The sequence below is a fragment of the Mameliella sp. CS4 genome (genome assembly GCF_019392335.1).
Taxonomy (GTDB): Bacteria; Pseudomonadota; Alphaproteobacteria; order Rhodobacterales; family Rhodobacteraceae; genus Antarctobacter.
The window spans coordinates 213,155-239,529 of record NZ_JAHXRQ010000004.1 but is presented as its reverse complement, the minus strand read 5'-3'; the positions used below and the strand labels follow the sequence as shown (position 1 = coordinate 239,529).

Genomic DNA, 26,375 nt, shown 5'->3' with positions numbered 1-26,375 from the left:
ATGCCCGCACTCTGGATTGCCCATGTCACCGTGACAGACGCGGACGCCTACGGGAAATATGCCGAACTGGCCGGACCGGCCATCGCCGCGCATGGCGGCACCTTCATCGCGCGTGGAGGCCGTTTCGTGCAGCTTGAAGGCAAGGAACGCCCGCGCAACGTGGTGGCAAAGTTCCCCACGGTCGAGGCCGCGGTGGACTGCTACCATTCCGACGCCTACCAAGAGGCGCTGAGCCACGCGCGCGGCGCCTCCGAGCGCGAGCTGATGGTGGTCGAGACCAGCGAGTGAGACAGCTTGCAGAGCTGCGCCGGTCCTTTGCGGGGCCGGGGCGGCTCGACTGGATCGGGCTGCGGCCCGCGCGCAAGGCGCCGATGACCCCGGTCGACCAAGCCGGAATTGCGGTTGATGGGCTGGACGGGGATCACGGCCGGACCGGCAAGCGGGCCGTTACCTTGTTACAGGCGGAACATCTGGCGGTCGTCGCCTCCCTGATCGGGCGGGGCGAGCTGCCGCCGGACGTGTTGCGGCGCAACCTTGTCATTTCGGGTCTCAACCTGACCGCGACCAGGGAGTTCGGCTTGCAGATCGGAACGGTCCGGTTGGCAGTCGAGGTGCCCTGTGCGCCCTGTTCCCGGATGGAGCAGGTTCTTGGCCCCGGGGGCTATACAGCGCTTCGCGGGCATGGCGGATGGTGTTGTTCGGTGCTGGAACCGGGAAACATCGCGCTTGGCGACCCGGTTCACCCTGATTTCTGAAGGTCTCCCGGCTTGGCCTCGAAGATCGGCGTGTTTTCGCCCGTGGGGTACGCCGGTTGAGCGGGCTCCTGCCGCAGGTCGGGGGCGGGCATTGGGGAGGTGAGTGATTCGTGCGACATTTCCGATAACGCCTTGTCGACGGGGTAAAAATTTTCGATTTCGGTATTTGTTCCCGTATTGGAAAATTTCGGTCACGGTTATTCGCGCCGGACCGTTGCAAAACTATGGCAGCTCAACCACAGAATCCCTGAATTGGGTAGAAAATTGGGGGGTTTGCCCTTTTTTGCCACGCCAAGTCAGGAATTCCTGTCGCGCGGGCGCGATTTTCTTGGCTAGAGTTTGGATACCTTCAATTTCTTGGGAGAAAGTTCATGAAAAAAGTTCTTGCTGGCGCACTTCTTGCAGCTGCTTTCGCGGCCCCTGCGATGGCTTGGGAAGGCAAGGTCGTGGCTTGCTACGACAAGGTCTGGGTTCCGGCCAAATACGGCTACAAGCAGCATCTGATCATGGCCGCCCACACCGAGTGGGAATACAAGAACGGCCAGATGATCAAGGTCCACTACCCGGCGGTCTACAAGGAGTCCAAGCACCTCGTGAAGGCGGGCTACTACGTGGCGAAGAAAGCTTCCTGCAAGTAATCTGCTGATACCAGCCGAAGGGGGCGCGGGAACTGCCATCCCGCGCCCTTATTCATTTCTTGTCAGGCGCCACGCGCAGCGCGCTTGCGCTCATGCGGATCGAGGTGGCGCTTGCGCAACCGGATCGCGTTGGGCGTGACCTCGACCAGCTCGTCGTCGTTGATGTAGGCAATCGCCTCTTCGAGGCTCAGCGTGATCGGGGTGGTGAGACGCACCGCCTCGTCGGTGCCGGAGGCCCGCACGTTGGTCAGTTTCTTGCCCTTGAGCGGGTTCACCTCCAGGTCATTCTCGCGAGAATGCTCACCGATGATCATGCCGGTGTAGACTGGGGCCTGGGCGCCGATCATCATCTTGCCGCGCTCTTCGAGATTCCACAGCGCATAGGCCACTGCCTCGCCGTTTTCCATCGAGATCAGGACACCTGCGCGGCGACCCGGAATCGGGCCCTTGTGCGGGGTCCAGCCGTGGAAGACCCGGTTCAGAACGCCGGTGCCGCGGGTATCGGTCAGGAATTCGCCGTGATAGCCGATCAGGCCACGCGACGGGACATGCGCGATGATCCGCGTCTTGCCCGCGCCGGCGGGTTTCATCTCGACCAGTTCGCCCTTGCGGGCGCCGGTCAGCTTTTCGATGACTGCCCCGGTGTATTCGTCGTCGACGTCGATGGTGGCCTCTTCGACCGGTTCCATCGTCACGCCGTCTTCCTCGCGCATGATGACCTGAGGCCGCGAGATCGAGAGCTCAAAGCCTTCGCGGCGCATGTTCTCGATCAGGACGCCCATCTGCAGTTCGCCACGGCCCGAGACTTCGAAGGCCTCGCCGCCGGGGGTGTCCTTGATGCGGATTGCGACGTTGGTTTCGGCCTCCTTGTGCAGACGCTCGCGGATGACGCGGGACTGCACCTTCTTGCCGTCACGGCCCGCCAGCGGGCTGTCGTTGATGCCGAAGGTCACGGTGATGGTCGGCGGGTCGATCGGCTGTGCTTCGAGCGGTTCATCGACCGCCAGGGCACAGATCGTGTCGGCGACCGTGGTTTTGGTCATGCCCGCGATGGACACGATGTCGCCTGCCTCGGCCTCTTCGATGTCCTGCAGATGCAGACCCCGGAACGCCTGGATCTTGGTGACGCGGAACTGTTCGATCTTCTGGCCGATGCGGGAAATCGACTGGACCGTCTGGCCGACCTTCAGCTTGCCGGACTCGACGCGGCCGGTCAGCATCCGACCGACGAAGGGATCCGCCCCCAGTGTCACGGCCAGCATGGTGAAGTCATCGTCGCGCTTCTTGAGCTGCTTGGGTTCCGGGACGTGGTTCACGATCAGGTTGAACAGCGCGTCGAGGTTCTTGCGCGGGCCGTCAAGCTCTGCATCGCACCAGCCGGACCGGCCCGAGGCGTAAAGATGCGGGAAGTCCAGTTGGTCTTCGTCGGCATCCAGGGCCGAGAACAGGTCGAACACCTCGTCCAGCGCGCGGTCCGGTTCCGCGTCGGGCTTGTCGACCTTGTTCAGCACCACGATGGGCCGCAGGCCCAGGGCCAGCGCCTTGGAGGTCACGAACTTGGTCTGGGGCATCGGGCCTTCGGCGGCATCGACCAGCAGCACCACGCCATCGACCATCGACAGGATGCGCTCCACCTCGGCGCCGAAATCGGCGTGGCCGGGGGTGTCGACGATGTTGATCCGCGTGCCTTTCCATTCGACGCTTGTCGCCTTGGCAAGGATGGTGATTCCGCGTTCGCGTTCCAGGTCGTTCGAGTCCATCGCCCGTTCGGCAACGGCCTGGTTGGCGCGGAAGGCGCCGGATTGTTTCAGCAGTTCGTCCACCAGCGTCGTTTTGCCGTGGTCAACGTGAGCAATGATCGCGACGTTGCGCAAATCCATGAGACGGTTCCTTTGTCCGGAGTTGGCGCGGGACTAGCCGGGAAGGGACAAAAAGACCAGTGCCGATTTGCCGCAAGCGCGTTGCAAGGGTGTCACGGATCACACCTGCGAGAGGGGCGGAGGGAACCGGCGGAGGTTTGCCGGGTCGCGAGGGGTGCTCAGCGGCCTTTGGCCGGTGACGCGGCGACAGGGCCTGCAACAGGGAACAAGACCACTCCGGACCCGTTGAATATGCACCACGAGCCGTTACTTGCGGCTCAGCATGACGCGCAGCGTCAGGGAACCAGAAAAGGAGACAGTCATGAAATCGAGCATCTTTGCAGTGATCGCCGCGACCGCATCGCTTGGCGCCGCACCCGTGCTGGCCGGCAGCATCGACCGCACCCCGGTCGAAGTCGAACCGGCGGCGCCCGTCGTGCCCGCGGCCCCCGTTGGCGTGGACTGGACCGGCCCCTACGCCGGCTTCAGCTTTGGCAACATGAACGCCCAGGGCGGCGGCACCTCTGACAATGGCGGCGTTTTCGGCGTCTACGGCGGTTACGACTACGACTTTGGTGACTATGTTGTCGGTGGTGAATTCGAATACCAGGATGGTAACGATTTCAGCCTTGGTGGTGTCGACGTGGACAACATCATGCGGCTCAAGGGCCGGGTCGGTGCCGACTTTGGCCGGACTCTGGTCTACGGGACCGCGGGCGTGGCGCGCATCGACAGCTCGCTGGGCGACGCGACCGGGCCGGTCGGCGGTGTCGGCCTCGACTACAAGGTGAGCGACCGTTTCTCGATCGGTGGCGAGGCGCTTGCGCACAGCTTTGACGATGTCGGCGGTTCGGGCGTGGACGTGGACGCGCAGACCTATTCGCTGCGGGCAACCTTCCGCTTCTGATCGTCCCCCTCATGTGAGCGGAAGGCGCGGGCCCCCCGGAGTTGTCCTCCGGGGGGCTTTTTCGTGGGTCAGTGCGGCGAGGTATTGGAAAACAGGTGGATGACGAGGATCCCCGCAAGGATCATTCCCATTCCCAAAATCGCGGGCAGGTCCAGTTTCTGGCCAAAGACCGCCAGGCCGATCACGGCGATGAAAACGATGCCCAGCCCGGACCAGATTGCATAGGCGATGCCCACGGGAAAATACTTCAGCGCAATGCCCAGCAGGTAGAAGGCCGCCGCATAGGCCACCACGGTGATTGCCGTCGGCACCATGCGCGTGAATTGCTGGCTGGCCTGCAGGGCCGTGGTTCCGATGGTCTCGGCCAGTACGGCAAAGGCAAGAAAGAGATAGGGCATGGCGGTCTCCGGAAAATCCCAGCCACAGGGCTAGCGCGGCCGTGCACCGGGCACAAGCGGCGTCAGGTCCGGGCCGGGCGTCCGGCTCAGGCGGGCAGGTGAATGGGGAACCGCGCGCGGATCGCCTTGTCGGTGGCCGAGTCGAACCGGGCCGGGCTGCGCATGGCGAGGATGTCCTGCTTGCGCGCCGTGGCCTTCGCCACCAGGTCCGGCTTGTCCATTTCCTCCCATTCGCGGGGCGAGGTGCGGTCGCCGTAGCGTGGGTACAGGTGGTCGCGATGCATTCTGTCCAGGGTTTCCGGGGTGCCCAGGTAGTGGCCCGGTCCGCCCATGCAGACGGCGCGCATCTGGTCCAGGGCCAGGGTCATGTCGTCCACTTCGATCCCGCGTACGCAGCGCAGGGCCTGACCGATCAGATCGTCGCCCAGGATCAGGCTTTCATGGCAGAACCCCAGCAGCGAGGCATGCATCCCCGCCGCCTCGTAGACCATGTTCGCCCCTGCGACACCGGCGAGAACGTTGGAACACATCTGCTCCCAGCCCGCCTGCATGTCCGGCAGCTTGGAATCCGCGGCCCCGCCTGCCGTCCCCCCGGGCAGGCCATAATGAGTGTGCATCTGGGCGCAACCGGCGCTGAGCAGCGCCTGTTCGCCCGATCCCAGGCACATGGCCCCGGTCCGCAAGTCCAGCCCGAAGGGCCAGGTGCCAAAGATCGCCGGATGCCCCGGCGCGATGGCATTGACGTAGACAAGCCCCGCCAGGCATTCCGCCACCGATTGCACGATGGCCCCCGCGATGGTCGACGGGGCGGTGGCCCCGGACATGCCCGCCGACAGCATCAGCACCGGCATCCCGCCCCTGATGCAGGCCTCCATCGTCTCGCAGCTTTCCGAGGCGAATTTCATCGGCGGCACGACAAAGCAGTTCGAATTCGACACAAAGGGCCGCGCGCGCCAAGCCGCCTCGCCCCCGGCGATCATGTGCAGCAGGTCCAGCGCGTGAGGCACGTTGGCCGGGTCGGAAAACGAGGTGCCCACCTGTTTGGTCGTCCCGGCGCAACAGGCATAGAGCGTGTTGAGATCGAGGGCCAGGTTGTCCTCGATGTCGCGGGCGACCATCGGGCGCTGGAGAAAGTGGATATTGTCCAGCTGGTGCGCAATGCGTGCCGCATCATGCAGGTCCTGCAGCGTGCTTTCCCGGTAGGTTTTCCCGTCGACCTCGACCAGGTGCACTGCCGCCCCGGCGGTGCCGTAATGCACCCGTTGCCCCGAAAGATCGAGGTCGAACCGGGGATCGCGGGCGGGCAGGGCGATGTCTCGCGCGGCCTTGGCCAGCATGTCCTCGACCAATGCAGGTGGGAAGCGCAGGCGCCCGTCCTCGCCCAGACGCGCGCCCGCGCCGGTCAGGATCTCGACCCCGGAGGCGGGCGCCCCGGACAAGCCGATCTCGTCCAGGGCAGTCAAGGCGCTGGCATGGATGCGCGCCACCTGGACCTCTGTCAGGGGGCGGTAGCGCCCGCCGGTGAGGCCGGGGCGAACCGGGCGCTGGTCGTCGGACAGGGCGGTGGCGCGGGCGGCGACGCGAGCGGCTCGACCGCCGCCACGGCGGGAAAGAGGGGCTGTCATCTGTGGTGTCTCCGAAGGAAAGGGGCAGGGGTCAGGGGGCCGCGTTCCGGCCCGGACGCCCCCTGGCCGCGCGCCCGCGGCGGGCCCCGATCTGGCGCAGGATCAAAGAGATAGCCGCATCATGCATCTTCATGACCAGCAGCCTGTCGCCGCCGCCGGGTGCTGTCTGCATGGAAAACGACGCCATGTCGCTTTTGACCTGACACCTAAAATAGCTTCAATTTTACAGCCGGTTAAGTGCCCGTAAACCGGGGGCTGCATAGGGTGCCACCATCCTGAACCTACACCGGAGACTTTTGGATGAAACGTGCATTGCTACTGTCCGCCGCGCTGTTTGCGGCGGCGCCTGCCGCCTTTGCGGCCGAACCTCACGAGGCCATGCAGGCCTATGTCGACAGTGAAATCATGGCCTGGGCCCATGACACCGCGATCGTCGCGGCGATCGAGGCCCAGAATGTCCGGACCGCCGGATTTGACGCGGCGCGCATCACCGAGCTGGACGAAACCTGGCAGGCGGAGGTGGGCACGGGGTCCGCCCTGGTCGACGGCGTCCTGATGAACCCGGCCGCGGATTTCCTCCGCTCTCGGATCGAGGCCAGCGGCGGCATGATCACTGAGGTGATCGTGATGGATGCCAAGGGGCTGAACGTAGCCGCCTCGGGCGCGACCTCCGACTACTGGCAGGGGGACGAGGCCAAGTACCAGGAAACCTATCCAAAGGGCGCTGGCGCCGTGCATTTCGGCGAGGTCGAGTTCGATGAATCCAGCCAGACCTACCAGGCGCAGATTTCGATCACGATCACCGACCCGGACAGCGGCGCGCCCATCGGCGCAATGACCGTGGGTGTCGACGCCGAAGTGCTGATGTAAGGCCACGGCGCAAACACAACCAATGTGAGGCAAGGGACCAGAGCATGACAAAGGACGGCGGAAAGACGAGGTCGGGCGCGGGGCTGCACTCGGTATTCATCAGGTGCGCGGGCATCATGGCGGTCACCACGATCGTGGTGGCAGGCGTGCTGTCGGTACAATCCATGCGGCTGGTTAACGATCTCGCCGTCAAAGGCGTGGTCGACCAGGCCGCGCGGACGGTCGAACTCAGCGCAAGCGCGCTGAGCAAGCCGATCCGGTTCAAGGCCTTGCCGAAGGTGGAAGAAGAAGTCTCGGCCGCGATGACCGCGGCCGGGGCAAATGGGCGCGCGACACTGGTGCTGGACGCCGAGGGCGAACGCTTGGCCGTCGCGGGCGAGGATGCGGCGCTTCTGGACGGTGTCGCGGAACTGGCGGCAAAGTCCCTGGCCGACGGCACCCGGATCAGTGCCAAAGGCGGGCTTTTGGTGGCAGAACCCGTGCTGGCCGGACCCGAGGGACCGGTGATCGGCGTACTTGCAATGGCCTGGAACGCCGATGCGGCCCATGCCGCCGTATGGGCCGAGAAGATGAGCATCCTGTTGGTGGCAGCGGCTGTTTTCATCGTGCTGCTGGGGGTGACGCTGCTGTTGTTGCAGCGCAGCCTGGGCCGTCCGCTGCGCCAGGTCACGGAGGCGGTCAAGCGCATTTCCGATGGCGACTACGACAGCGATATCGACATGACGGGCCGACGCGACGAATTCGGCAGCATCGCCAACCACATGCGCGAGATGACCCGGGCCCTGAGAGTCGCGCGCGACGCCGAGGAAGAGCGCGCCCGGGACATGGAGCGCCAGGTCGAGATGGTGACCCACCTGGGCAAGGCGCTGGACGTGCTGGCGGAGGGCGTTCTCAACCGCGAGATCGTGGCAGAGTTCCCAGAGGAATACGCCGCGCTCCGGGCCAACTACAACCGAGCCATCGCCAGCCTGCGCCGAGTGGTCGACGAGGTTTCGGCCAGCGCCGGCAGCCTTCTGGACAATGCCAACCAGATCGCCTCGGCCTCGGACGATCTGTCCCGCAGGACAGAAACACAGGCCGCCACGCTGGAGGAATCTGCGGCGGCGCTGGAGGAATTGCTGAGCAGCGTCAGCGCGGCGGCGGAAAACGCCCGCAGCGCGGACGACCAGGTGCGTCAGACCCGCGAGATCGCGGAACGCAATGGCGAGGTCATGCGCTCTGCCATCGAGGCGATGAGCGTGATCGAGAAATCCTCGGAGCAGATCGGAGAGATCACCAGCGTCATCGACGACATCGCCTTCCAGACCAACCTGCTGGCCCTGAACGCCGGGGTCGAGGCGGCGCGCGCGGGCGAAAGCGGCAAGGGCTTTGCCGTGGTGGCGACAGAGGTGCGCGGCCTGGCCCAGCGCAGCGCGGCGGCGGCCCAGCAGATCAAGGAACTGATCACCGGCGCGGGCGAACAGGTGGCCAGCGGTGTCAGGCTGGTCGAAGAGGCCGGTGGCGCGCTGGACGATGTGCTGACCCGCGTCGCCGAGGTGTCGGACATGATGACGGGCATCGCCAGCAGCGCTGGGGAGCAGGCCCAGGGCCTGCAGGAGATCAACGTCGGGATCTCCAACCTCGACCGGGTCACCCAGCAGAACGCCGCGATGGTCGAGGAATCCACCGCCTCGGCGCACATGATGCGCACCGATGCCGGCGCGCTCAGCGAAACCGTCGGCCGTTTCGTCACCGGCTCCGATACCCGGTCCCCTGGCGCCACACGACCGGAGGCCGCAGGCGGGCGAACACGGGCCGCCTGACATGAACAACGTGCGGGGCGGGGCTGTCATTTCACGACGCCAAATGCGGCAACCGTCAACTGCCCCGCCGCAAACTGCCCAAGAAACGTGCAATTGCCGCGCTCTGTCACCTGCTTGCGGCAATGATCGGCGGATTAGGCCCTGTCGGCATCTGCGGGTTTACATCGTCTCTCATGGCGGCTTCTCTGGCTTGAGGACAATCAGACCTTGGGACAGACGGGAACATCATGGCGATCACCGCGAGCATCCGGCATCTTACGCATTACAAGTACGACCGCCCGGTGAACCTGTCACCGCAGATCATCCGGCTCCGACCGGCACCGCACAGCCGGACCCGGGTGATCAGCCACTCGCTAAAGGTATCCCCCGAGGGGCACTTCGTGAACCACCAGCAGGACATCTACGGCAACTGGCTGGCGCGGTTCGTCTTTCCCGAGCCGGTGACCGAATTCCGGATCGAGGTCGACCTCGTGGCCGACATGACGGTCTACAATCCCTTCGATTTTTTCGTCGACGATGTCGCCCGCGAATGGCCCTTTGAATACCCCGAGGAGATCGCGCCGGACCTGGCGGTCTATCGCAAGACCGAGCCGCTGACGCCCCTGCTGAAGAAATGGGTCGAAAGCGTGCCGCGCAAGAAACAGGTCACCATCGACATGCTGGTGGAGCTGAACCGCCAGCTGGAGCAGGAGACCGAGTACCTGATCCGGATGGAACCCGGCGTTCAGACCCCCGAGGAAACGCTTGAAAAGAAATCCGGCTCTTGCCGCGACACCAGCTGGCTTCTGATCAACATCCTGCGACACCTGGGCTTTGCCACGCGGTTCGTCTCGGGCTACCTGATCCAGCTGAAACCGGATCTTGAGGCGCTGGACGGGCCCTCCGGCACGGATCATGACTTTACCGACCTTCACGCCTGGTGCGAGGTTTACCTGCCCGGGGCGGGCTGGGTCGGCTTGGACCCGACCAGTGGCCTTTTGACCGGGGAAAGCCACATCCCGCTGGCGGCCACCCCACATTACAGCAATGCCGCGCCCATCGTGGGCGGTTTCAGCGGCGACAAGGACACCCAGACCGATTTCGACTTCGAGATGGAGGTGCACCGGATCGCCGAACATCCGCGCATCACCAAGCCGTTCTCGGAGGAAAGCTGGGACGCGCTGGATGCGCTTGGGCAAAAGGTGGATGCCGAGATCGAGGCGCAGGACATGCGCCTGACGATGGGCGGTGAGCCGACCTTCGTGTCAATCGACGATTTCGAAAGCGCGGAGTGGAACACCGCCGCCGTCGGCCCCCAGAAGCGCGCGCTGGCCGACGATCTGATCCGTCGCTTGCGCGACCGTTTCGCCCCCGGTGGTTTCCTGCATTTCGGCCAGGGCAAGTGGTATCCGGGCGAAACGTTGCCACGCTGGACCTTTTCGCTTTATTGGCGTCGGGACGGCAAACCGGTCTGGAAAAACCTGGACCTGGTCGCCAAGGAAACCGCCAAGGGCGCGACGGCGGCGGATGCCGAGACCTTCATGGCCGGGTTCGCCAAGGCGCTGGAGATCGGTACGGAATACGTCCAGCCCGCGTTCGAGGATCCGGCGGTCTGGATCCTGAAAGAGGCGGAATTGCCGGAAAACGTCACGCCAGAGGATTCGCGCCTCAAGGACCCCGAGGCGCGCGCCCGCATCGCCCGTGTCTTTGAACGCGGGCTGGACAGGCCCGCCGGATTCATCCTGCCGATCCAGCGCTGGCAATCTCGCGCCTTCGGTCGCGGCTGGCGCTCGGAACGCTGGAAAACACGGCGCGGTCACCTGTTCCTGATCCCGGGCGACAGTCCCGTGGGCTTTCGCCTGCCGCTGGGCACGCTGCCGCATGTGGGCGTCTCGGCCTATCCCTATGTCTATCCTGCCGACCCGACCGTGCCGGTCGAAGATCTGCCCGATTTCCACGAGATGGACGACAAGCGCCAGGCGCTCTTCGAGGAATTGCGCAAGATTGCCGAGGAAGAGCGGGACACGCTGCCCCGGACGACGCCTGGCCGGGAACAGCCGGTGTCGCGCCTGCGGGCGGGTGAGCCGTCAGAGGTTCAGCGCGAACAAGCCGCCACGCCCGAGGGCGGCGTGGTGCGGACGGCCATCGCGGTCGAACCGCGCGACGGCAAGCTCTGCATCTTCATGCCGCCGGTCGAGGCGCTGGAGGACTATCTGGAACTGATCTCGACCGCCGAGCAGACCGCAGAGGCGCTGGACCTGCCGCTGCATATCGAGGGCTACACACCGCCGCATGACTCGCGCCTGAACGTGATCCGGGTGGCCCCCGATCCGGGCGTGATCGAGGTCAACGTCCATCCCGCCAGCAGCTGGGAAGACTGCGTCGACATCACCAGCGCGGTCTACGAAGAAGCGCGCAACTGCCGCCTTGGCGCCGACAAGTTCATGATCGACGGTAAGCATACCGGAACGGGCGGGGGCAACCACGTCGTCGTGGGTGGCGCGACGACGATGGATTCGCCCTTCCTTCGGCGGCCCGACCTGCTGCGCTCACTGATCCTCTATATGCAGCGGCATCCCTCGCTCAGCTACCTCTTCTCGGGCACTTTCATCGGCCCGACCAGCCAGGCGCCACGGATCGACGAGGCACGGCATGACACGTTGTATGAACTGGAAATCGCGCTCAGCCAGATCCCCGACCCGGAGGACGGTGAGCCGCCGCAGCCCTGGCTGGTGGACCGGCTGTTGCGCAACATCCTGATCGACGTGACCGGCAACACCCACCGGGCCGAAATCTGTATCGACAAGCTCTATTCCCCGGACGGGCCGACCGGACGGCTGGGGCTGGTGGAATTCCGCGGCTTCGAAATGCCGCCGGACGCCCGGATGAGCCTGGCGCAACAGGTGCTCTTGCGGGCTCTTTTGGTGCGGCTGTGGAAATCGCCGGTCAAGGGCAAGCCCGTGCGCTGGGGCACCACGCTGCATGACCGCTTTATGTTGCCGGAATTCGTCTGGCAGGATTTCATGGACGTGCTGCGTGATCTCAAGGACCACGGCTTTGACCTGCGTCCGGAATGGTACGAGGCGCAGCGCGAATTCCGCTTCCCCTTTGCCGGGGAAATCGAGGTCGAGGACGTCCACCTGGAGGTACGTCAGGCGCTGGAGCCCTGGCACGTCCTGGGCGAACGCGGCGCCATTGGCGGCACCGTCCGTTACACCGACAGTTCCGTGGAGCGGATGCAGGTGCAACTGACCGCGCTGGACCCCAGCCGATACGTGGTTTGCTGCAACCAGCGGCAGGTGCCGCTGCATGGCACGGGCATGAGCGGGCGCAAGGTGGGGGGCCTGCGGTTCAAGGCCTGGCAACCGGCCGAGGCGCTGCACCCGGTGCTGCCGGTCAACGCGCCGCTGATCTTCGATATTTTCGACACCTGGTCGGGGCGGTCGATCGGTGGCTGCACATACCATGTGGCGCATCCCGGCGGGCGCAGTTATGATACCTTCCCGGTCAACACGAACGAGGCCGATGCCCGCCGCCTGGCTCGTTTCCAGAAATGGGGGCATACGCCCGGAACCTACTGGCCGGCGACTGAAAACCCGCACCCGGAGTTCCCGATGACCCTGGACCTGCGGCGCGCGCCCTGGATCTGACATGGGCGAAACCGGCGCCGTTACGTCGGCGCGCAAGGCGCCACTGGACCAGTATCTGCCACCCAAGGGGGTGGCAGATGAGCTTTTGCGCCCTGATGGTACGCTGCGCCCGGTCTGGCAGCCGATGATCAATCACCTGGCCGGGCGCAACCCCGACCAGGTGAACCAGGACTTTGCGCGCGGCGATCTCTATCTGCAGGATGCGGGCGTCTACTATCGCCAGTACACGGGCGACGAATCCGCCGTCCGGGACTGGCCGCTCAGCCATATTCCCGTGATCATCGGTGAGACCGAGTGGAACAAGCTGGCCAGCGGCATCGCCCAGCGGGCCGAGCTGCTGGAACGCACGATGGCCGATCTCTATGGCCCGGCGACGCTGGTCAGACGCGGGATCCTGCCGCCGCAACTGGTGGCCCGCAACCCCGAGTGGCTGCGCCCGATGGTGGGGGTAAAGCCGCGCTCGGAGCATTACCTGCATTTCCTGGCCTTCGAGATCGGGCGTTCTCCGGATGGCAGCTGGCTGGTGCTGGGGGACCGCACGCAGGCGCCCTCGGGCTCTGGTTTCGCGCTGGAAAACCGCATGGCGACGCTGCGGGTCTTCAACGATCTTTACCAGGAAACGAACGTTCACCGGCTGGCCGCCTTCTTTCGCACCTTCCGCGACCGGCTGACCCAGCTGCGCGGCCCCGAACAGGGCCAGGTGGCGATCCTGACGCCGGGCCAGAACACCGACACCTATTTCGAACATGCCTATATCGCGCGCTACCTCGGCTTCCTTCTGCTGGAGTCCGAGGACCTGGTCAGCGTCGACGGCAAGCTGATGGTGCGCACGATCAGCGGGCTGGAACCGGTCAGCGTGCTCTGGCGACGGCTGGACTCGCGGTTCGCCGATCCGCTGGAACTGGATGAAAACTCGGCCCTCGGGACGCCGGGCATGGTGGGCACGCTGCGGTCGGGCGCGGTGACGATGCTCAACTGCCTGGGGTCCGGCGTGCTGGAGGCGCGGGCGCTCATGGCGTTCATGCCGCGTATTTCAGAGGCGCTGATGGGCGAGCGGCTGAAACTGCCCAATATCGCGACCTGGTGGTGCGGGCAGGCCAGCGAACGCGCCTACGTGAGCGAGAACCTGGAACGCATGATGATCGGCCCGGCGCTGTCGACGCAACTGCCCTTTGAGATCGACAGTTCCACCGCGCTTGGCGGGCGGTTCCGTGACACTGCGCGCGGCCCGGTGCGCGACTGGCTGGACAAGAGCGGCGGCGCGCTGGTGGGGCAACAGGCGGTGACCCTGTCGACCACGCCCGCGATGATCGAGGGCAAGTTGCTGCCGCGTCCGATGGTGGTCCGCGTCTTCGCCGCCCGCACAAAGGACGGCTGGACCGTGATGCCCGGCGGCTATGCCCGCATCGGCCGGACAGAGGACCCAACCGCGCTGGCCATGCAGAGCGGCGGGTCGGTGGCGGATGTCTGGGTGGTCAGCGACGCGCCCGTGTCCACAGAGACGCTGTCGGGCCAGCAGCCGGGGCCGTTCATCCGGCGGATGCCCGGACGGCTGCCCGCGCGCGCGGCGGACAACCTGTTCTGGCTGGGCCGCTACGTCGAACGGGCCGATTTCACTGCCCGGACCCTGCGGGCCTATCACCTGCGGCTGGAGGACAACGGCGGCACGCCGATGCCGGTCTTCGACCAGCTTGGCCGCTACCTTGAGGGGCGGGGGCTGTATCTTGAACAACCGCTGCCGGATCTCTTCCTGAACCTGCTGGCACGGGCCCGGGGCTGCGCCAGCAAGGTGCGCGACCGGTTTTCCGATGACGGCTGGTATGCGCTGGACGAACTGGAAGCGGCGGCGCGTGACCTTGCCGGGGCGGTCGACCACGGCGACGCGACGGGCCGCGCCCTGAGCCAGCTTCTGCGCAAGCTGGCCGGTTTCGCGGGCCTTGTGAACGACAACATGTTCCGTTTTTCCGGCTGGCGCTTCATGTCCATGGGGCGTGCGCTGGAACGCGGTGTCCAGATCTCGGACCTGCTGGCGGTCTTTTCGGCCAGCGGTGCGGCGCAGGGCAGCCTGGATGCGGCGCTGGAGATCGGCGACAGCGTCATGACCCACCGCCGCCGCTACTCGGTCGAGACCAACCGCAACACGGTTGTCGACCTGCTGGCGCTGGACCCGGAAAACCCGCGTTCGGTGATCTATCAGGCCGGCGTGCTGCTGGACCAACAGGGGAAACTGCCCCGGCAGGGCAAGTCCAGCCAGCTGACAGAGGTCGGGCGCCGTATCCTGCGGGTCCACACCGATCTTTCCGTCGCCACGCCCGAGGTGCTGGACAGCGCCGCGCTGGCGAAACTGGCGGATGATCTGCAGGCGGTGTCGGATGCGATCCACACCCAGTACATGGGGTAGGGGATGCTCTACGACGTCACGCTTTCGGTTCGCTACGCCTACGCGCTTTCCGCGGCGGCGGCGCGGATGCACCTGCGGATGATGCCCGGCAACGGGCCGGCACAGCGCCTGGTTTCAGGCCTCTTGCAGGCCGATCCCGCGCCGGCCTTTCGCCGCGACCGGGTGGATTTCTTTGGCAACGCGTTGACAGAGATAGCTTATGACGCGCCGCTGGACACGGTCGATTTCCGCTTTACCGGGCGTATCCGGCGCGACGACCTGCCCAAGGAGCTGGACCTCTCCTGCGCGCTAGCCGACATGCGCCGCGAACTGGCCGAGGTGCCCTCGCTGGCGCCCGAAGCCCCGCATCATTTCCTGGGTGCCTCGGACCGGGTGGTGCCCGTGCCCTCGATCACCGCATTTTCGCGGGGCATCACGCGGCTTGACCAGCCGGTACTGACGGTGGTCGAGGCGATTTCCCGGGCGCTGCACGAGGAAATCACCTTTGATTCCACCGCAACCGATGTGACCACCGATCCGGCCACGGCCTTTGCCAACCGGCGCGGGGTTTGCCAGGACATCAGCCATATCATGATCGCCGCGCTGCGCGGGATCGGCATTCCGGCGGGCTATGTCTCGGGCTTTCTGCGGACCGAACCGCCAGAGGGCCAGCCCCGACTTGCGGGGGCGGATGCGATGCACGCCTGGGTCCGTGCCTGGTGCGGCAACGAGGTCGGCTGGATCGAGATCGACCCGACCAACGACATGCGCGTTGGCGCCGACCATATCAGCGTGGCCATCGGGCGGGACTACGCGGATGTGGCCCCGGTCAAGGGATCGCTGCGCAGCTCGGGCTTTCACAGCACCCGCCATAGCGTCGACATGGTGCCGGTGGAAGAGCGCGCGCCGGTCGAGGCGGTCGGGCGCAGCAATATTGACTAGGCCGCGCCCGGATGCGGATCAGACCACCGGGCTGTCTCCATAGGTGACGACATCCTGGCTGCCGTCATCCCAGATCGTCACCCGCTCGACCAGCGTGCCGCTGGCGTCGTAGGTCTCTGTCGCGCTGGTCCAGGCATAGGCATCCTGCGTGTCGGTCAGGACCGAACTGCTGCGGATTCCGCCGGTGTAGTCGATCTCGTGCACGCGCCCGTCGTCATAGGTGTTTGTCTGACTGTCGAGGTTCCCCTCGGCATCCCAGGTGCGCGCGATCGAGGACCAGACGAAATCATCCGCCCCGTCTGTCAGCAGGTGCGAGACCATGCGCCCGCCGTCAAAGCCGACCTCGATCTCGCGCCCGTCGTCATATGTCATCTGCCGCGAGGTGCGGGCGCCCGTGGCGGTGTCGTAGAAATCGCTGTAGCTTGTCCAGCTTGTGACGTCGCCACCGTCGGTCATGTGGATCGCCGAGCGCGCGCCCCCGGTGTAGATAATCTGCTGGACGCCGCCATCGTCATAGGTGTTGATCTGGTCTGTCAGCACGCCCGCACCGTCGTAGACCCGTTCGATGGTGTGCCAGCCATAGACGTCGCCGCCATCCGTCACCAGCGAACTGGTGCGCGCGCCATTTTCGTCAAAATAGGTCTCGACCAGCTTGCCGCCGTCCCAGGTGATGCCATTGTAGATCCGCGCGCCGCTGGTGTCGTAGCCATCGGTATAGCTGTCCCAGGCATAGACATCGGCCCCGTCGGTCATGGTCGAGGAGTTGCGCAGCCCGTCCGAGTAGAAGATTTCCAGCACGCGGCCATTGTCATAGATGTTGGTCTGTTTCGCCCATTGGCCGGAGGCGGTGAAGTCGCGGGCAATCGACTCCCATTCGTGGGTGTTGTCGACGTCGATTTCCAGCGTCGCGGCGGTCAGGTTGCTGCCGGTCTGGTAGAGCCGGACAAGCGTGGTCGTGCCATTGGCCTGCACCGTCCCGAAGGCGCCATCGGTAAAGCTGAGCGTCTCGACCCCCAAAAGCGTGTCCGTGCCATCGTCGCCGCCGTCGGTCAGGTCGATGTCGGTGACCATCAACGCCCCGTTCCAGGACAGGGCAAAACCCTCGGAGGCGCCTTCAAAGACCACCACGTCCTCACCCGCGCCGGCGTCGATTGTGTCGTCGCCTTCGCCACCCTTGATGGTATCCGCGCCGGCGCCGCTCTGGATGTCGTTCGCGACGGCATTGCCGGTGATGTGGTCGTCGCCGGTGCCGGTGATGGCGTTCTCGATAATCGCGCCCCGGGCAATGGCAAAGTTCCAGGCATAGCCGTCCAAGTCCGACCAGGTTTCGTCCACCAGGCTGAGACGCTGGTCATGCCCGCGCGCGCCGAGGTCGATCAGGTCGACCCCCGAGCTGTCAAAGATCGTGACGGCGCGGCCCGGCGTCAGGTCCATGCCTGTTGCGGTCAGGGTGGTGTTGTCGCCGTAGACGGTGTTGCCCGTGTGGACATTGTCGGGCGTGCCGTAAAGGTTCTGGATCGCAAGGATATCCGCCATCTGCGGCGTCGCCAGATACATGCCCGAAGCGTCGATGTTCGGGTTCTCCCACTGGGCAAAGTAGGACATGATCGACATCTGCCAGCTGTCGTTGGCGTAATGCGCGTCCGTGCCGAAACTGGCGGCGCCGTTGTAATTCCCGCCGTGACCCAGCCCGAGGGCATGACCGATCTCATGGATGTAGGTCTGGTAATAGTAGTCACCGTAGCTTTGCCAGCTGGGGTTCACGTTGACGAAGGACTCTGCGATCTGGTTCAAGGACGTGTAGATGCTGGAATAGGCGTAGGCGCCGCTTTCGGTGTCGTCGAAGGTGATATCAGCGGTGCCCGAGGTCAGGGTGAACTGGAGGCCCGAGACGGCGGTCCATGCCTCCAGCGCGGCAAGCGCCGCGGCCTGTCCCGGCGCGTCCAGCGCGTCGATGTTGACGGTGATCTCTCCACCGGCCTGAACGTCGAAGGCGCGCCAGTCGCCGCCGCCGTCCTGCCAGTAGCCATGCGTCAGCTGATAGGCCACCTGGTCCAGCGTGAAGACCGGCAAGGCTGCGCTTGTGGTGCTGCCGTCACCGCCCGAGGGCGCCGCCGTCGGGCCGGTCAGACTGTGGCTGTCGTAGATTTCGATGGTCGGGTCGAGGCTTTGGCAGAGAAAGCACATAAGTCAGGTCCTGTCTGTCAGGTGCGACGGGGCGCGGGGCAGCGGTCGAGGAGGGCTTGGGCGAAGATGTCCAGCAGAGCTTCGGTGATGGCGGCATCGCTGACCGAGAATTCCAGCTTCGGACCGGCAAGGAAGGTCCCGTCGGCGGTCTGGTACAGAAGCTGCGCCCGCAGGGCCGATCGGCCATGAGCGGCAATCCGAGCCCTTGGACAGGGCACGCCCCGGTCCGCCGCGTGGTGGCGCAACCGCTCACGCAGGAGTTCGGCCAGATGCGTATCGCCGGAGGATGTGCGAGACCCGGAAGACAACGGTTTTCGCGCCGCCGAAGGGTGTGGGGGGAGGGCATGCAGATGCCTGGGGCGGGCGTTCATTGCGGTCTTCCTGTGGCAGTCTATCGGGCAGCGGACCAAGAGCAGATCGGTCGCATGCTCGACTGTGGCCCCGGGAATTGGAGGTCCGAAGGGCCGGAAAATGTTAATATCAGGTCATTGGTGCACGTTAAGAAACCGTCAACAATTGTGGCAGGAACTGTTTCCCGAAACGTCGTAGGGTGTCGTTACAACTTTCGGAAACTCTCCTTAAAATTGTATCACAGGGTGTCTCTCGACGCCATGCGCCCGCTTGCGCGACCGGGGGCCATGTGCCTAAATCCCGCCCATCTGAAGGAGCGGTGGCGTGCTTGAATTCTCGCATCACCCGGCGCTTGTGGCCGCATCTCTGGCAGTGGCGCTAATGGCCGGGTTCAGCGGGCTTTCCCTGACGCGGGGGGCCTCGGCGCTGCCGCTGGCCCGGCGCAAGCTGGTGGTGGCGATATCGGCGGTGGCGCTGGGGGGCGGCATCTGGTCGATGCATTTTGTGGCTATGCTGGGGCTGCAACTGCCGATCCTCTTCTACTACGACGGGCTGGTGACGCTGATCTCTGCGCTGATCGCGATCCTGATGGTCGGCCTGGCGCTGTTGATCCTGCATTTCCGCGATCGCGGCCCGCTGACGCTGACCCTGTCGGGCGGGATCGTCGGCTGCGGGATCGTGGCCATGCATTACGTCGGCATGAGCGGGATGGAACTGTGCCGCCCGGTCTACAGCATCGGTGGACTGGCAGTGGCCCTGGTCGCGGCGCTGGCCCTGTCGGTTGCGGCGATCTGGATCGCATATGGCGAGCGTACGCGGGGCAGCATCCTGCTGGGCACGCTGGTCTTTGGCCTCTCGGTCTTCGCGGTGCATTTCATCGCGATGGCGGGCACCGGGTTCATCGGGCTGGACGGGGGCGACAGCGCCGGCCCGGCCTTGTCGAACGAAACGCTGGCGATGGGCGTTGCGCTCAGCTCCTTTGCGATCTGCGGCGCCTTCCTGCTGAGCGGCGTGACCTTCTTTGCCGCCCCGGCGGACCAGGCCCCGGAGACCGAAGAGCCGGTGTCGGGAGCGACGCCTGGCCGGGTGCCGGTGCCCTATGAGAAAGAGGGGCGCACCCAGTTTGTCGACGCGGGGGCCATCGCGGCGGTCCGGGCCGAGGGACATTACACGGTCCTCTACTCTGGCGCGGACAAGCTGTTCTGTCCCTGGTCCATCTCCGAGGCGGCGCGGCGGCTGGCACCGGCGGGGCTGATCCGGGCGCATCGCAGCTACCTGGTCAATCCCGCCCTGGTGACGGAATTCCGCCGCACCAAGGATACGGGCGTCTGTCATTTCGACGGAGTCGCGGCCCTGGGCAAGGTGCCGGTCAGCCGGTCGCGCCTGGCAGAGGTCCGCAGCGTGCTGGGCGTCTGAGGCGCGGACGCCGGGACGGCGCTGGTGCCGGCCATGCGACCGTCGCCTCGCCCCGCCCACCGTCCCCGGCGACCGGGCGTTTCGCCACCCGTGCAGCCATTTCGCATTTCGTGCGCGAATGCCTGTCTTTTATGGCTCTGACGTTGGTTCCGACGCAAACGCGGGGAACCGTCCTGCCAGCGGCGCAAGACCGCGGGGGAGGACAATCACAGATGATACCGGCGGGATTCGACTATCACAGGCCAGCGGACCTGAGCGCGGCCATAGGGGTGTTGCAGGAACATGGCGACGAGGCGCGGGTGATCGCGGGCGGGCACAGCCTGGTCCCGATGATGAAGCTGCGCATGGCGGTGCTGTCGCATCTGGTTGATCTGCGGGACATCCCGGATCTGCGGGGGATCGAGATCGGGTCTGACAGTGTCTCGATGGGCGCGATGGTCACGCAGCATGAACTCATCTCGCACGAAGGACTGGCCCAGGCTGTCCCGCTCCTGCGGGAAGCAGCCTTGCAGATCGCGGACCCGCAGGTGCGCTACCTGGGGACACTGGGGGGCAATGTGGCCAATGGCGACCCAGGCAACGACATGCCGGGGCTGATGCAATGCCTCGACGCGACGTACCGGGTCACGGGACCGGAAGGCACTCGGGATATCCGGGCGCGGGACTTCTACGAAAGCGCCTATTTCACTGCCCGGGCCGATGACGAGATCCTGACACGGATCACGGTGCCCCTGCCCGCGACGGGCACGGGCTACGCCTACGAAAAGCAGAAACGCAAGATCGGCGACTATGCCACCGCGGCGGCGGCTGTGTTGGTCGGCGAGGGCTTTGCCTCGATTGCCATGACCAACCTGGCCGATGTGCCGGTCTGGTCGGCAGAGGCGGGCGCGGCGCTGGCGGCCGGAGACAGGGAGGGGGCCGTCAAAGCCGCGCTCGCAGCTATCGATCCGCAGGAGGACATGCGCGGGCCGGTGGAGTTCAAGACACATGTGGCGGGCGTGGTGCTGCGCCGCGCCATCGACCGCGCCTTGGCGCGCGTTGCAGGGGGGAACTCATGAGCAAGATGCATGTGAAATTGACGGTAAACGGCGAGGCGGTCGAAGGGCTGGCCGAACCGCGCACCCTGTTGATCCATTTCCTGCGGGAGAACCTGGGCGTGACCGGGCCGCACGTGGGCTGTGAGACCTCGCATTGCGGGGCGTGCACGGTCGACATGGACGGGCGGTCGGTCAAATCCTGCACGGTCTTCGTGGCGCAGGCGCAAGGCGCGGATGTGACCACGGTCGAAGGGCTGGTGAATGCCGACGGGTCCTTGTCCGTTCTGCAAGAGATGTTCCGCGAACATCACGGCCTTCAGTGCGGCTTTTGCACGCCGGGCATGATCACCCGCGCGCATCGCTTTCTGATGGAGAACCCGACGCCCACCGAGGAAGAGGTGCGCTTTGGCATGGCGGGTAACCTCTGTCGCTGCACTGGCTACCAGAACATCGTCAAGGCGATCCTCGCGGCCGCCGAGATGATGAAGGCTGAGGACACGCCCTCAAGTACCGAAGGGGTAGGGCAACAAAAGGTGGAGGCCGCGGAATGAAGGACGAGGTGCAAACCCCCGAAGAACGTTCCGCGGGCCTCAAGGGCATGGGCTGCTCGCGCAAGCGGGTGGAGGACGTGCGGTTCACGCAAGGCAAAGGCAATTACGTCGACGACATCAAGCTGCCGGGAATGCTGTTTGGCGATTTCGTCCGCTCTCCCTATGCCCATGCCAAGGTCGTCTCGATCAACACCGAGGAGGCCCTGAAGGTGCCCGGTGTGCTGGCGGTGCTGACGGCGGCGGATCTTGAGCCGCTGGGCCTGCACTGGATGCCGACGCTGGCCGGTGACAAGCAGATGGTGCTGGCGGACGGCAAGGTGCTGTTCCAGGGGCAGGAGGTGGCCTATGTCGTCGCCACCGACCGCTACGCCGCCGCCGATGGTGTCGAGGCGGTCGAGGTCGAATATGAAGACCTGCCGGTTCTGACCGACCCTTTCGAGGCGCTGCAATCGGACGTGGTGCTGCGCGAGGATCTGGCAGGCCAGACCGAAGGCGCGCATGGCCCCCGCAAGCATCACAACCACATCTTCACCTGGGAACAGGGTGACAAGGAGGCGACAGAGGCGGTGCTGTCCGAGGCCGATGTAGTGGCCGAGGAGATGGTCTATTACCACCGCACGCATCCCTGTCCGTTGGAGACCTGCGGCTGCGTCGCCAGCATGGACAAGGTGACGGGCAAGCTGACGCTGCACGGCACCTTTCAGGCGCCACATGCGATTCGCACCGTTGTCAGCCTGATTTCAGGGATTGCCGAGCACAATATCCGCGTGATCTCGCCTGATATCGGCGGCGGGTTCGGCAACAAGGTGGGGGCCTATTCCGGCTATGTCTGTTCGGTCGTGGCCTCCATCGTCACCGGCAAGCCGGTGAAATGGGTCGAGGACCGGATGGACAACCTCATGTCCACCGCATTCGCCCGCGATTACTGGATGCAGGGCAAGATCGCCGCAACGAAAGAGGGCAAGATCACCGGGCTGTGGTGCCATACCACGGCGGATCACGGCGGGTTTGACGCCTGCGCCGATCCGACGAAGTTCCCGGCGGGCTTCATGAACATCTGCACCGGGTCTTATGACATCCCGACGGCCTACCTCTCGGTGGACGGGGTTTATACCAACAAGGCACCGGGCGGCGTGGCCTATCGCTGTTCCTTCCGCGTGACAGAGGCCGCCTATTTCATCGAACGCATGATCGAGGTGCTGGCGATCAAGCTGAACATGGACGCCGCCGAGTTGCGGCGCATCAATTTCATCCGCAAGGACCAGTTCCCCTACCAGAGCGCGCTGGGGTGGGAGTATGACTCGGGCGACTATCACACCGCCTGGGACAAGGCGCTGGCCGCCGTGGGCTATGACGATCTTCGCAAGGAACAGGCGCAGCGGCTGGAAGATTTCAAGGCCGGCAAGACGCGAAAGCTCATGGGCATCGGTCTGACCCATTTCACAGAGATCGTCGGCGCCGGTCCGGTCAAGAATTGCGATATCCTTGGGCTCGGCATGTTCGACAGTTGCGAAATCCGCATCCACCCGACAGGCAGCGCCATTGCCCGGCTGGGCACCATCAGCCAGGGGCAGGGGCACGCGACGACCTTTGCCCAGATCATCGCGTCCGAGATTGGCCTGCCTGCGGATGACATCACGCTGGAAGAGGGCGACACCGATACCGCGCCTTACGGGCTGGGCACCTATGGGTCTCGCTCGACGCCGGTCGCCGGGGCGGCCACGGCGATGGCCGCGCGCAAGATCCGCGCCAAGGCCCAGATGATCGCCGCTTATCTGTTGGAGGTGCATGACGGCGACGTGGAATGGGACGTGGACCGTTTCGTGGTCAAGGGCGACGAGAGCCGTTTCAAGACCATGAAGGAAATCGCCTTTGCCTCTTATAACCAGGCGATCCCGGGTCTGGAACCGGGGCTGGAGGCGGTCAGCTACTACGACCCGCCCAACATGACCTATCCCTTTGGAGCCTATATCTGCGTGATGGAAATCGATGTCGACACCGGCGAACACGAGGTCCGCAAGTTCTACGCGCTGGACGATTGCGGCACCCGGATCAACCCGATGATCATCGAGGGGCAGGTGCACGGTGGCGCGACCGAGGGCTACGCCATCGCGATGGGGCAAGAGATTGCCTACGACGACATGGGCAACCACAAATCCGCGACGCTGATGGATTTCTTCCTGCCGACCTCGTGGGAGACACCGACCTACCAGACCGATCACACGGTCACGCCCAGTCCTCACCACCCGATCGGCGCCAAGGGCGTGGGCGAAAGCCCCAACGTCGGGTCCGTGCCCTGTTTCTCGAACGCCGTTCACGATGCCTTTCGGCCCTTTGGCCTGACGCAAAGCCACATGCCGCACGATCACTGGCGGGTATGGAAGATCGCGCGGGACCTTGGGCTGCACCGGTGAGCGAGGGGGCGGGGCGTCGGCCAACCATCTGGACCGGGTGGCGGGCGCCCTGCAGTTTTCTGCCAGCCACGGGGGTGATGCGGGATGACACCTGAAGACAGGCTGGCAGAGTTGGGATTGACGCTGCCAGCGCCGGTCAAGCTGCCCGAAGGGGTTCACCTGCCGTTCTCGCTGATCACGGTGCGCGGCGACCGGGTGCTGATCTCGGGCCATCCGGCGCAGGACCGGGCGGGACGGCTGATTGGCCCCTATGGCCAGTTGGGCCGGGATCTGACCACCGAACAGGGTTACGACGCCGCCCGGGCGGTTGCCCTGTCCGTCATGGCCAACCTGCGCGACAGCATCGGCCCGCTTGAGCAAGTGGCAGGCTGGACGCGGGTACTGGGGATGGTGAACTCGGTCCCGGGCTACACCGAACAGCATCTGGTGATGAACGGGTTCAGCGACCTGGTGCTGGATGTCTTCGGGCCGGAGGTCGGACGGCATTCGCGCTCGGCGATGGGGGCTGCGGGCATGCCGATGAATTTCGCCATCGAGGTCGAAGCCGAGGTGCTGTTGCGATGACCACGCCACAGGACAAGCTGGCTGCCGATCTGGCCGCGACCGGCTATGTCGCGGACGAGACGCTGGTCATGGCGCTGCACCTGGCCCGGACGCTGGGGCGACCGCTGCTGCTGGAAGGGCCGGCGGGCGTCGGCAAGACCGAGATCGCAAGGGCGCTGTCCGAGGTACTGAAGACCCGCCTGATCCGGTTGCAGTGTTATGAAGGGCTGGACGCAGGGCACGCCATCTACGAATGGAACTACCAGCGGCAACTGCTGGCGATCCGGGCCGAGGGGACGGGGGAAGAGGCGCTGTTCTCCGAGAAATACCTGCTGCAACGCCCCTTGCTCGAGGCGATCCGTCAGGAGGTGCCGCCGGTTCTGCTGATCGACGAGATCGACCGCGCGGATGAGGAATTCGAGGCGTACCTGCTGGAGATCCTGTCGGAGTTCCAGATCACCATCCCGGAACTCGGCACGATTTCCGCCCGGTCGCGGCCGCTTGTCATCCTGACCGCCAATGGCACGCGGGATCTGTCGGATGCGCTGCGGCGGCGCTGTCTTTATGCCTATGTCGACTATCCCGACCGTGACACCGAACTTGCGATCCTGTCGCGCCGGGCTCCGGGGATCGAGGCGCGGCTGGCTCGTCAGGTCATTGGCGTCGTGCAGGAATTGCGACGCGAGGACCTGGAAAAGAAGCCGGGCATCGCCGAAATGCTGGATTGGGCTGCGGCCCTGTCCGGGCTTGGGATAAACGACCTGGCCGCAGAGCCAGCGCAGGTTCAGGCGACGCTGGTCTGCCTGCTCAAGACCGCCGCAGACCGCGACGCGCTGCCGCCCGAAGTGCTGGCGCGCCTTTTGGGCAAGGTTGCATGAGCGCCGTCACAGGCTTTCCGGCGCGGGCAGAGGGGCTGGCCGACCGCATGGCCGGCTTCATCGCACATCTGCGCATGAACGGGTTGGCGCTTGGGCCGGCGGAAACGGCGGCGGCGCTGGCCGCCCTGGCGCAGGTGCGGGCCACCGATACGGCAGAGGCCCGGCGCGCGCTCAAGGTCGTTCTGGTCCCGGATGCCGAAGGCTGGCGGCGCTTCGACGATCTCTTTGACGGCTACTGGTTCAACACCGGCCGCACGGCGCGGCGCGACACCCCGGCCCATGTCCGGGTTCAAAGCGCGAAACCCGCGCTCTGGCAGGCACATCTTGGGGAGGATGGACCAGACGGCGGGCAGGATGGAGACAGCAGTCCTGACGACGATGGCACGGGCGAGGCCGAGGGCACAGAAGGGCGCTTGATCGCCACGCGGACAGAGGCGCTGAGCCGCCGCGACCTGCGCGACCTGATGGATGAGGACAGCCTACGCGCCGCCGAGCGTGTGGCGCGCGACCTGGCCCGGGCGATCCGCGACCGCCGCTCACGCCGCCGCAAGCGGGCGCTGCGGGGCCAGGAGCCGGACATGCGGCGGCTGATGCGCGCCAGCCTTGCGCGCGGCGGTGAACCGCTGGACCTGCCGCGTCGCAGCCGCCCGGATCGGCCCGTCAGGATCGTCGCGCTTTGCGATGTCAGCGGCTCGATGACGGTGGTCTCCCGGGTGTTCCTCGCCTTCCTCAAGGGCCTGATCGGCGCGGACTTGCGGGCAGAGGCCTATCTGTTTCACACCCGTCTGATGCGCATCACCGATGCGTTGCGCGACCGGGACACGCTGCGGGCGGCGGGGCGGCTCAGCCTCATGGCCGAGGGGTTTGGCGGCGGAACCGACATCGGCGGCGCGCTGCGGGCTTTCAACCAGGGGTACGGGGCGCGCGCCCTGAACGGGCGGACCGTCGTGCTGATCCTCAGCGACGGCTATTGCACCGGCCCGCCAGAGGCGGTGGCCGAGGGGTTGGCGAGGCTGCGGCGGCGGGCGCGCCGGATCGTCTGGCTGACGCCACTGCCCGGCTGGCGCGATCACGCGCCCGTGGCCCGTGCGATGGCGGCGGCGCGCCCGCACCTCGACGCGGTCTTGCCCGCAAATACCATCGCGGCGCTGGCGGCATTGGAACAGGACCTGGCTAGGCTTTAATGGAGGAGG

The 26,375-nt window shown here is 65.5% G+C and carries 22 protein-coding genes; 16 read left to right on the top strand and 6 right to left on the bottom strand.

Annotated features, from left to right (window positions below; genetic code table 11):
- The 3 genes from KZZ07_RS08050 to KZZ07_RS08040 all read left to right on the top strand — a co-directional run bounded on the left by KZZ07_RS08050 (window position 1) and on the right by KZZ07_RS08040 (window position 1,393).
- Entirely contained in the window at window positions 1–288 is a 288-nt protein-coding gene (locus KZZ07_RS08050) for a DUF1330 domain-containing protein (protein WP_219513390.1), read from the top strand.
- Window positions 285–755, top strand: a complete 471-nt coding sequence (locus tag KZZ07_RS08045) for an MOSC domain-containing protein (protein WP_370631084.1) — start codon at window positions 285–287, stop codon at window positions 753–755. Before KZZ07_RS08050 ends, KZZ07_RS08045 begins: the two co-directional genes overlap by 4 nt.
- Before the next feature lie 371 nt (window positions 756–1,126).
- The gene (locus KZZ07_RS08040) at window positions 1,127–1,393 is read left to right on the top strand and encodes a hypothetical protein (protein ID WP_219513389.1); all 267 of its coding nucleotides are present in this window, start codon (window positions 1,127–1,129) and stop codon (window positions 1,391–1,393) included.
- A gap of 62 nt (window positions 1,394–1,455) precedes the next feature.
- On the opposite strand, the gene typA is transcribed toward KZZ07_RS08040, so the two are convergent.
- Window positions 1,456–3,273: a translational GTPase TypA gene (gene typA / locus KZZ07_RS08035; protein WP_219513388.1), complete on the bottom strand. Its 1,818-nt coding sequence runs from the start codon at window positions 3,271–3,273 to the stop codon at window positions 1,456–1,458.
- Between the two features lie 301 nt (window positions 3,274–3,574).
- Between typA and KZZ07_RS08030 the strand changes: the two genes are divergently transcribed.
- Entirely contained in the window at window positions 3,575–4,159 is a 585-nt protein-coding gene (locus KZZ07_RS08030; protein WP_219513387.1) for an outer membrane protein, read from the top strand.
- 68 nt (window positions 4,160–4,227) lie between these two features.
- On the opposite strand, the gene KZZ07_RS08025 is transcribed toward KZZ07_RS08030, so the two are convergent.
- The 3 genes from KZZ07_RS08025 to KZZ07_RS08015 form a co-directional block, all read right to left on the bottom strand.
- Complete coding sequence (locus KZZ07_RS08025; RefSeq protein WP_219513386.1) at window positions 4,228–4,557, bottom strand: SMR family transporter; 330 nt, start codon at window positions 4,555–4,557, stop codon at window positions 4,228–4,230.
- Between the two features lie 86 nt (window positions 4,558–4,643).
- Complete coding sequence (locus KZZ07_RS08020) at window positions 4,644–6,182, bottom strand: trimethylamine methyltransferase family protein (RefSeq protein WP_219513385.1); 1,539 nt, start codon at window positions 6,180–6,182, stop codon at window positions 4,644–4,646.
- A gap of 31 nt (window positions 6,183–6,213) precedes the next feature.
- On the bottom strand, window positions 6,214–6,354 hold the full coding sequence (locus tag KZZ07_RS08015; protein ID WP_219513384.1) for a hypothetical protein: 141 nt from the start codon (window positions 6,352–6,354) through the stop codon (window positions 6,214–6,216).
- A 128-nt stretch (window positions 6,355–6,482) separates the two neighbouring features.
- Between KZZ07_RS08015 and KZZ07_RS08010 the strand changes: the two genes are divergently transcribed.
- The 5 genes from KZZ07_RS08010 (at window position 6,483) to KZZ07_RS07990 (ending at window position 15,805) form a co-directional block, all read left to right on the top strand.
- Window positions 6,483–7,052 carry a hypothetical protein gene (locus tag KZZ07_RS08010; RefSeq protein WP_219513383.1) on the top strand — a complete coding sequence of 190 codons (570 nt, stop codon included), beginning with the start codon at window positions 6,483–6,485 and terminating at the stop codon, window positions 7,050–7,052.
- A gap of 116 nt (window positions 7,053–7,168) precedes the next feature.
- The gene (locus KZZ07_RS08005; protein ID WP_219513381.1) at window positions 7,169–8,854 is read left to right on the top strand and encodes a methyl-accepting chemotaxis protein; all 1,686 of its coding nucleotides are present in this window, start codon (window positions 7,169–7,171) and stop codon (window positions 8,852–8,854) included.
- Window positions 8,855–9,081: 227 nt separating this feature from the next.
- On the top strand, window positions 9,082–12,483 hold the full coding sequence (locus tag KZZ07_RS08000; RefSeq protein ID WP_219513380.1) for a transglutaminase family protein: 3,402 nt from the start codon (window positions 9,082–9,084) through the stop codon (window positions 12,481–12,483).
- Between the two features lies 1 nt (window position 12,484).
- Complete coding sequence (locus KZZ07_RS07995) at window positions 12,485–14,884, top strand: circularly permuted type 2 ATP-grasp protein (RefSeq protein WP_219513379.1); 2,400 nt, start codon at window positions 12,485–12,487, stop codon at window positions 14,882–14,884.
- 3 nt (window positions 14,885–14,887) lie between these two features.
- Complete coding sequence (locus KZZ07_RS07990; protein WP_219513378.1) at window positions 14,888–15,805, top strand: transglutaminase family protein; 918 nt, start codon at window positions 14,888–14,890, stop codon at window positions 15,803–15,805.
- Window positions 15,806–15,823: 18 nt separating this feature from the next.
- Here KZZ07_RS07990 and KZZ07_RS07985 read toward each other — a convergent pair whose 3' ends face one another.
- The gene (locus tag KZZ07_RS07985; RefSeq protein ID WP_219513377.1) at window positions 15,824–17,992 is read right to left on the bottom strand and encodes a M10 family metallopeptidase C-terminal domain-containing protein; all 2,169 of its coding nucleotides are present in this window, start codon (window positions 17,990–17,992) and stop codon (window positions 15,824–15,826) included.
- Between the two features lie 17 nt (window positions 17,993–18,009).
- Window positions 18,010–18,300 (bottom strand): hypothetical protein, encoded by a 291-nt coding sequence (locus tag KZZ07_RS07980; RefSeq protein WP_219513375.1) that lies wholly within the window; start codon window positions 18,298–18,300, stop codon window positions 18,010–18,012.
- A gap of 367 nt (window positions 18,301–18,667) precedes the next feature.
- Here KZZ07_RS07980 and KZZ07_RS07975 point away from each other — a divergent pair, with 367 nt between their 5' ends.
- The 7 genes from KZZ07_RS07975 (at window position 18,668) to KZZ07_RS07945 (ending at window position 26,366) form a co-directional block, all read left to right on the top strand.
- Window positions 18,668–19,759: an MHYT domain-containing protein gene (locus KZZ07_RS07975; protein ID WP_300532183.1), complete on the top strand. Its 1,092-nt coding sequence runs from the start codon at window positions 18,668–18,670 to the stop codon at window positions 19,757–19,759.
- Between the two features lie 212 nt (window positions 19,760–19,971).
- Entirely contained in the window at window positions 19,972–20,817 is an 846-nt protein-coding gene (locus KZZ07_RS07970; protein ID WP_219513373.1) for an FAD binding domain-containing protein, read from the top strand.
- Window positions 20,814–21,347, top strand: coding sequence for a (2Fe-2S)-binding protein (locus tag KZZ07_RS07965; protein WP_219513371.1), 534 nt, complete (start codon window positions 20,814–20,816; stop codon window positions 21,345–21,347). The genes KZZ07_RS07970 and KZZ07_RS07965 overlap by 4 nt, the downstream gene beginning before the upstream one ends.
- Window positions 21,344–23,761, top strand: a complete 2,418-nt coding sequence (locus KZZ07_RS07960) for an aerobic carbon-monoxide dehydrogenase large subunit (RefSeq protein ID WP_219513369.1) — start codon at window positions 21,344–21,346, stop codon at window positions 23,759–23,761. The genes KZZ07_RS07965 and KZZ07_RS07960 overlap by 4 nt, the downstream gene beginning before the upstream one ends.
- A gap of 84 nt (window positions 23,762–23,845) precedes the next feature.
- The gene (locus KZZ07_RS07955; protein WP_219513367.1) at window positions 23,846–24,325 is read left to right on the top strand and encodes a RidA family protein; all 480 of its coding nucleotides are present in this window, start codon (window positions 23,846–23,848) and stop codon (window positions 24,323–24,325) included.
- Entirely contained in the window at window positions 24,322–25,182 is an 861-nt protein-coding gene (locus tag KZZ07_RS07950; RefSeq protein WP_219513365.1) for an AAA family ATPase, read from the top strand. Before KZZ07_RS07955 ends, KZZ07_RS07950 begins: the two co-directional genes overlap by 4 nt.
- Window positions 25,179–26,366, top strand: a complete 1,188-nt coding sequence (locus KZZ07_RS07945) for a vWA domain-containing protein (protein ID WP_219513363.1) — start codon at window positions 25,179–25,181, stop codon at window positions 26,364–26,366. Before KZZ07_RS07950 ends, KZZ07_RS07945 begins: the two co-directional genes overlap by 4 nt.
- Window positions 26,367–26,375 lie beyond the last annotated feature (9 nt).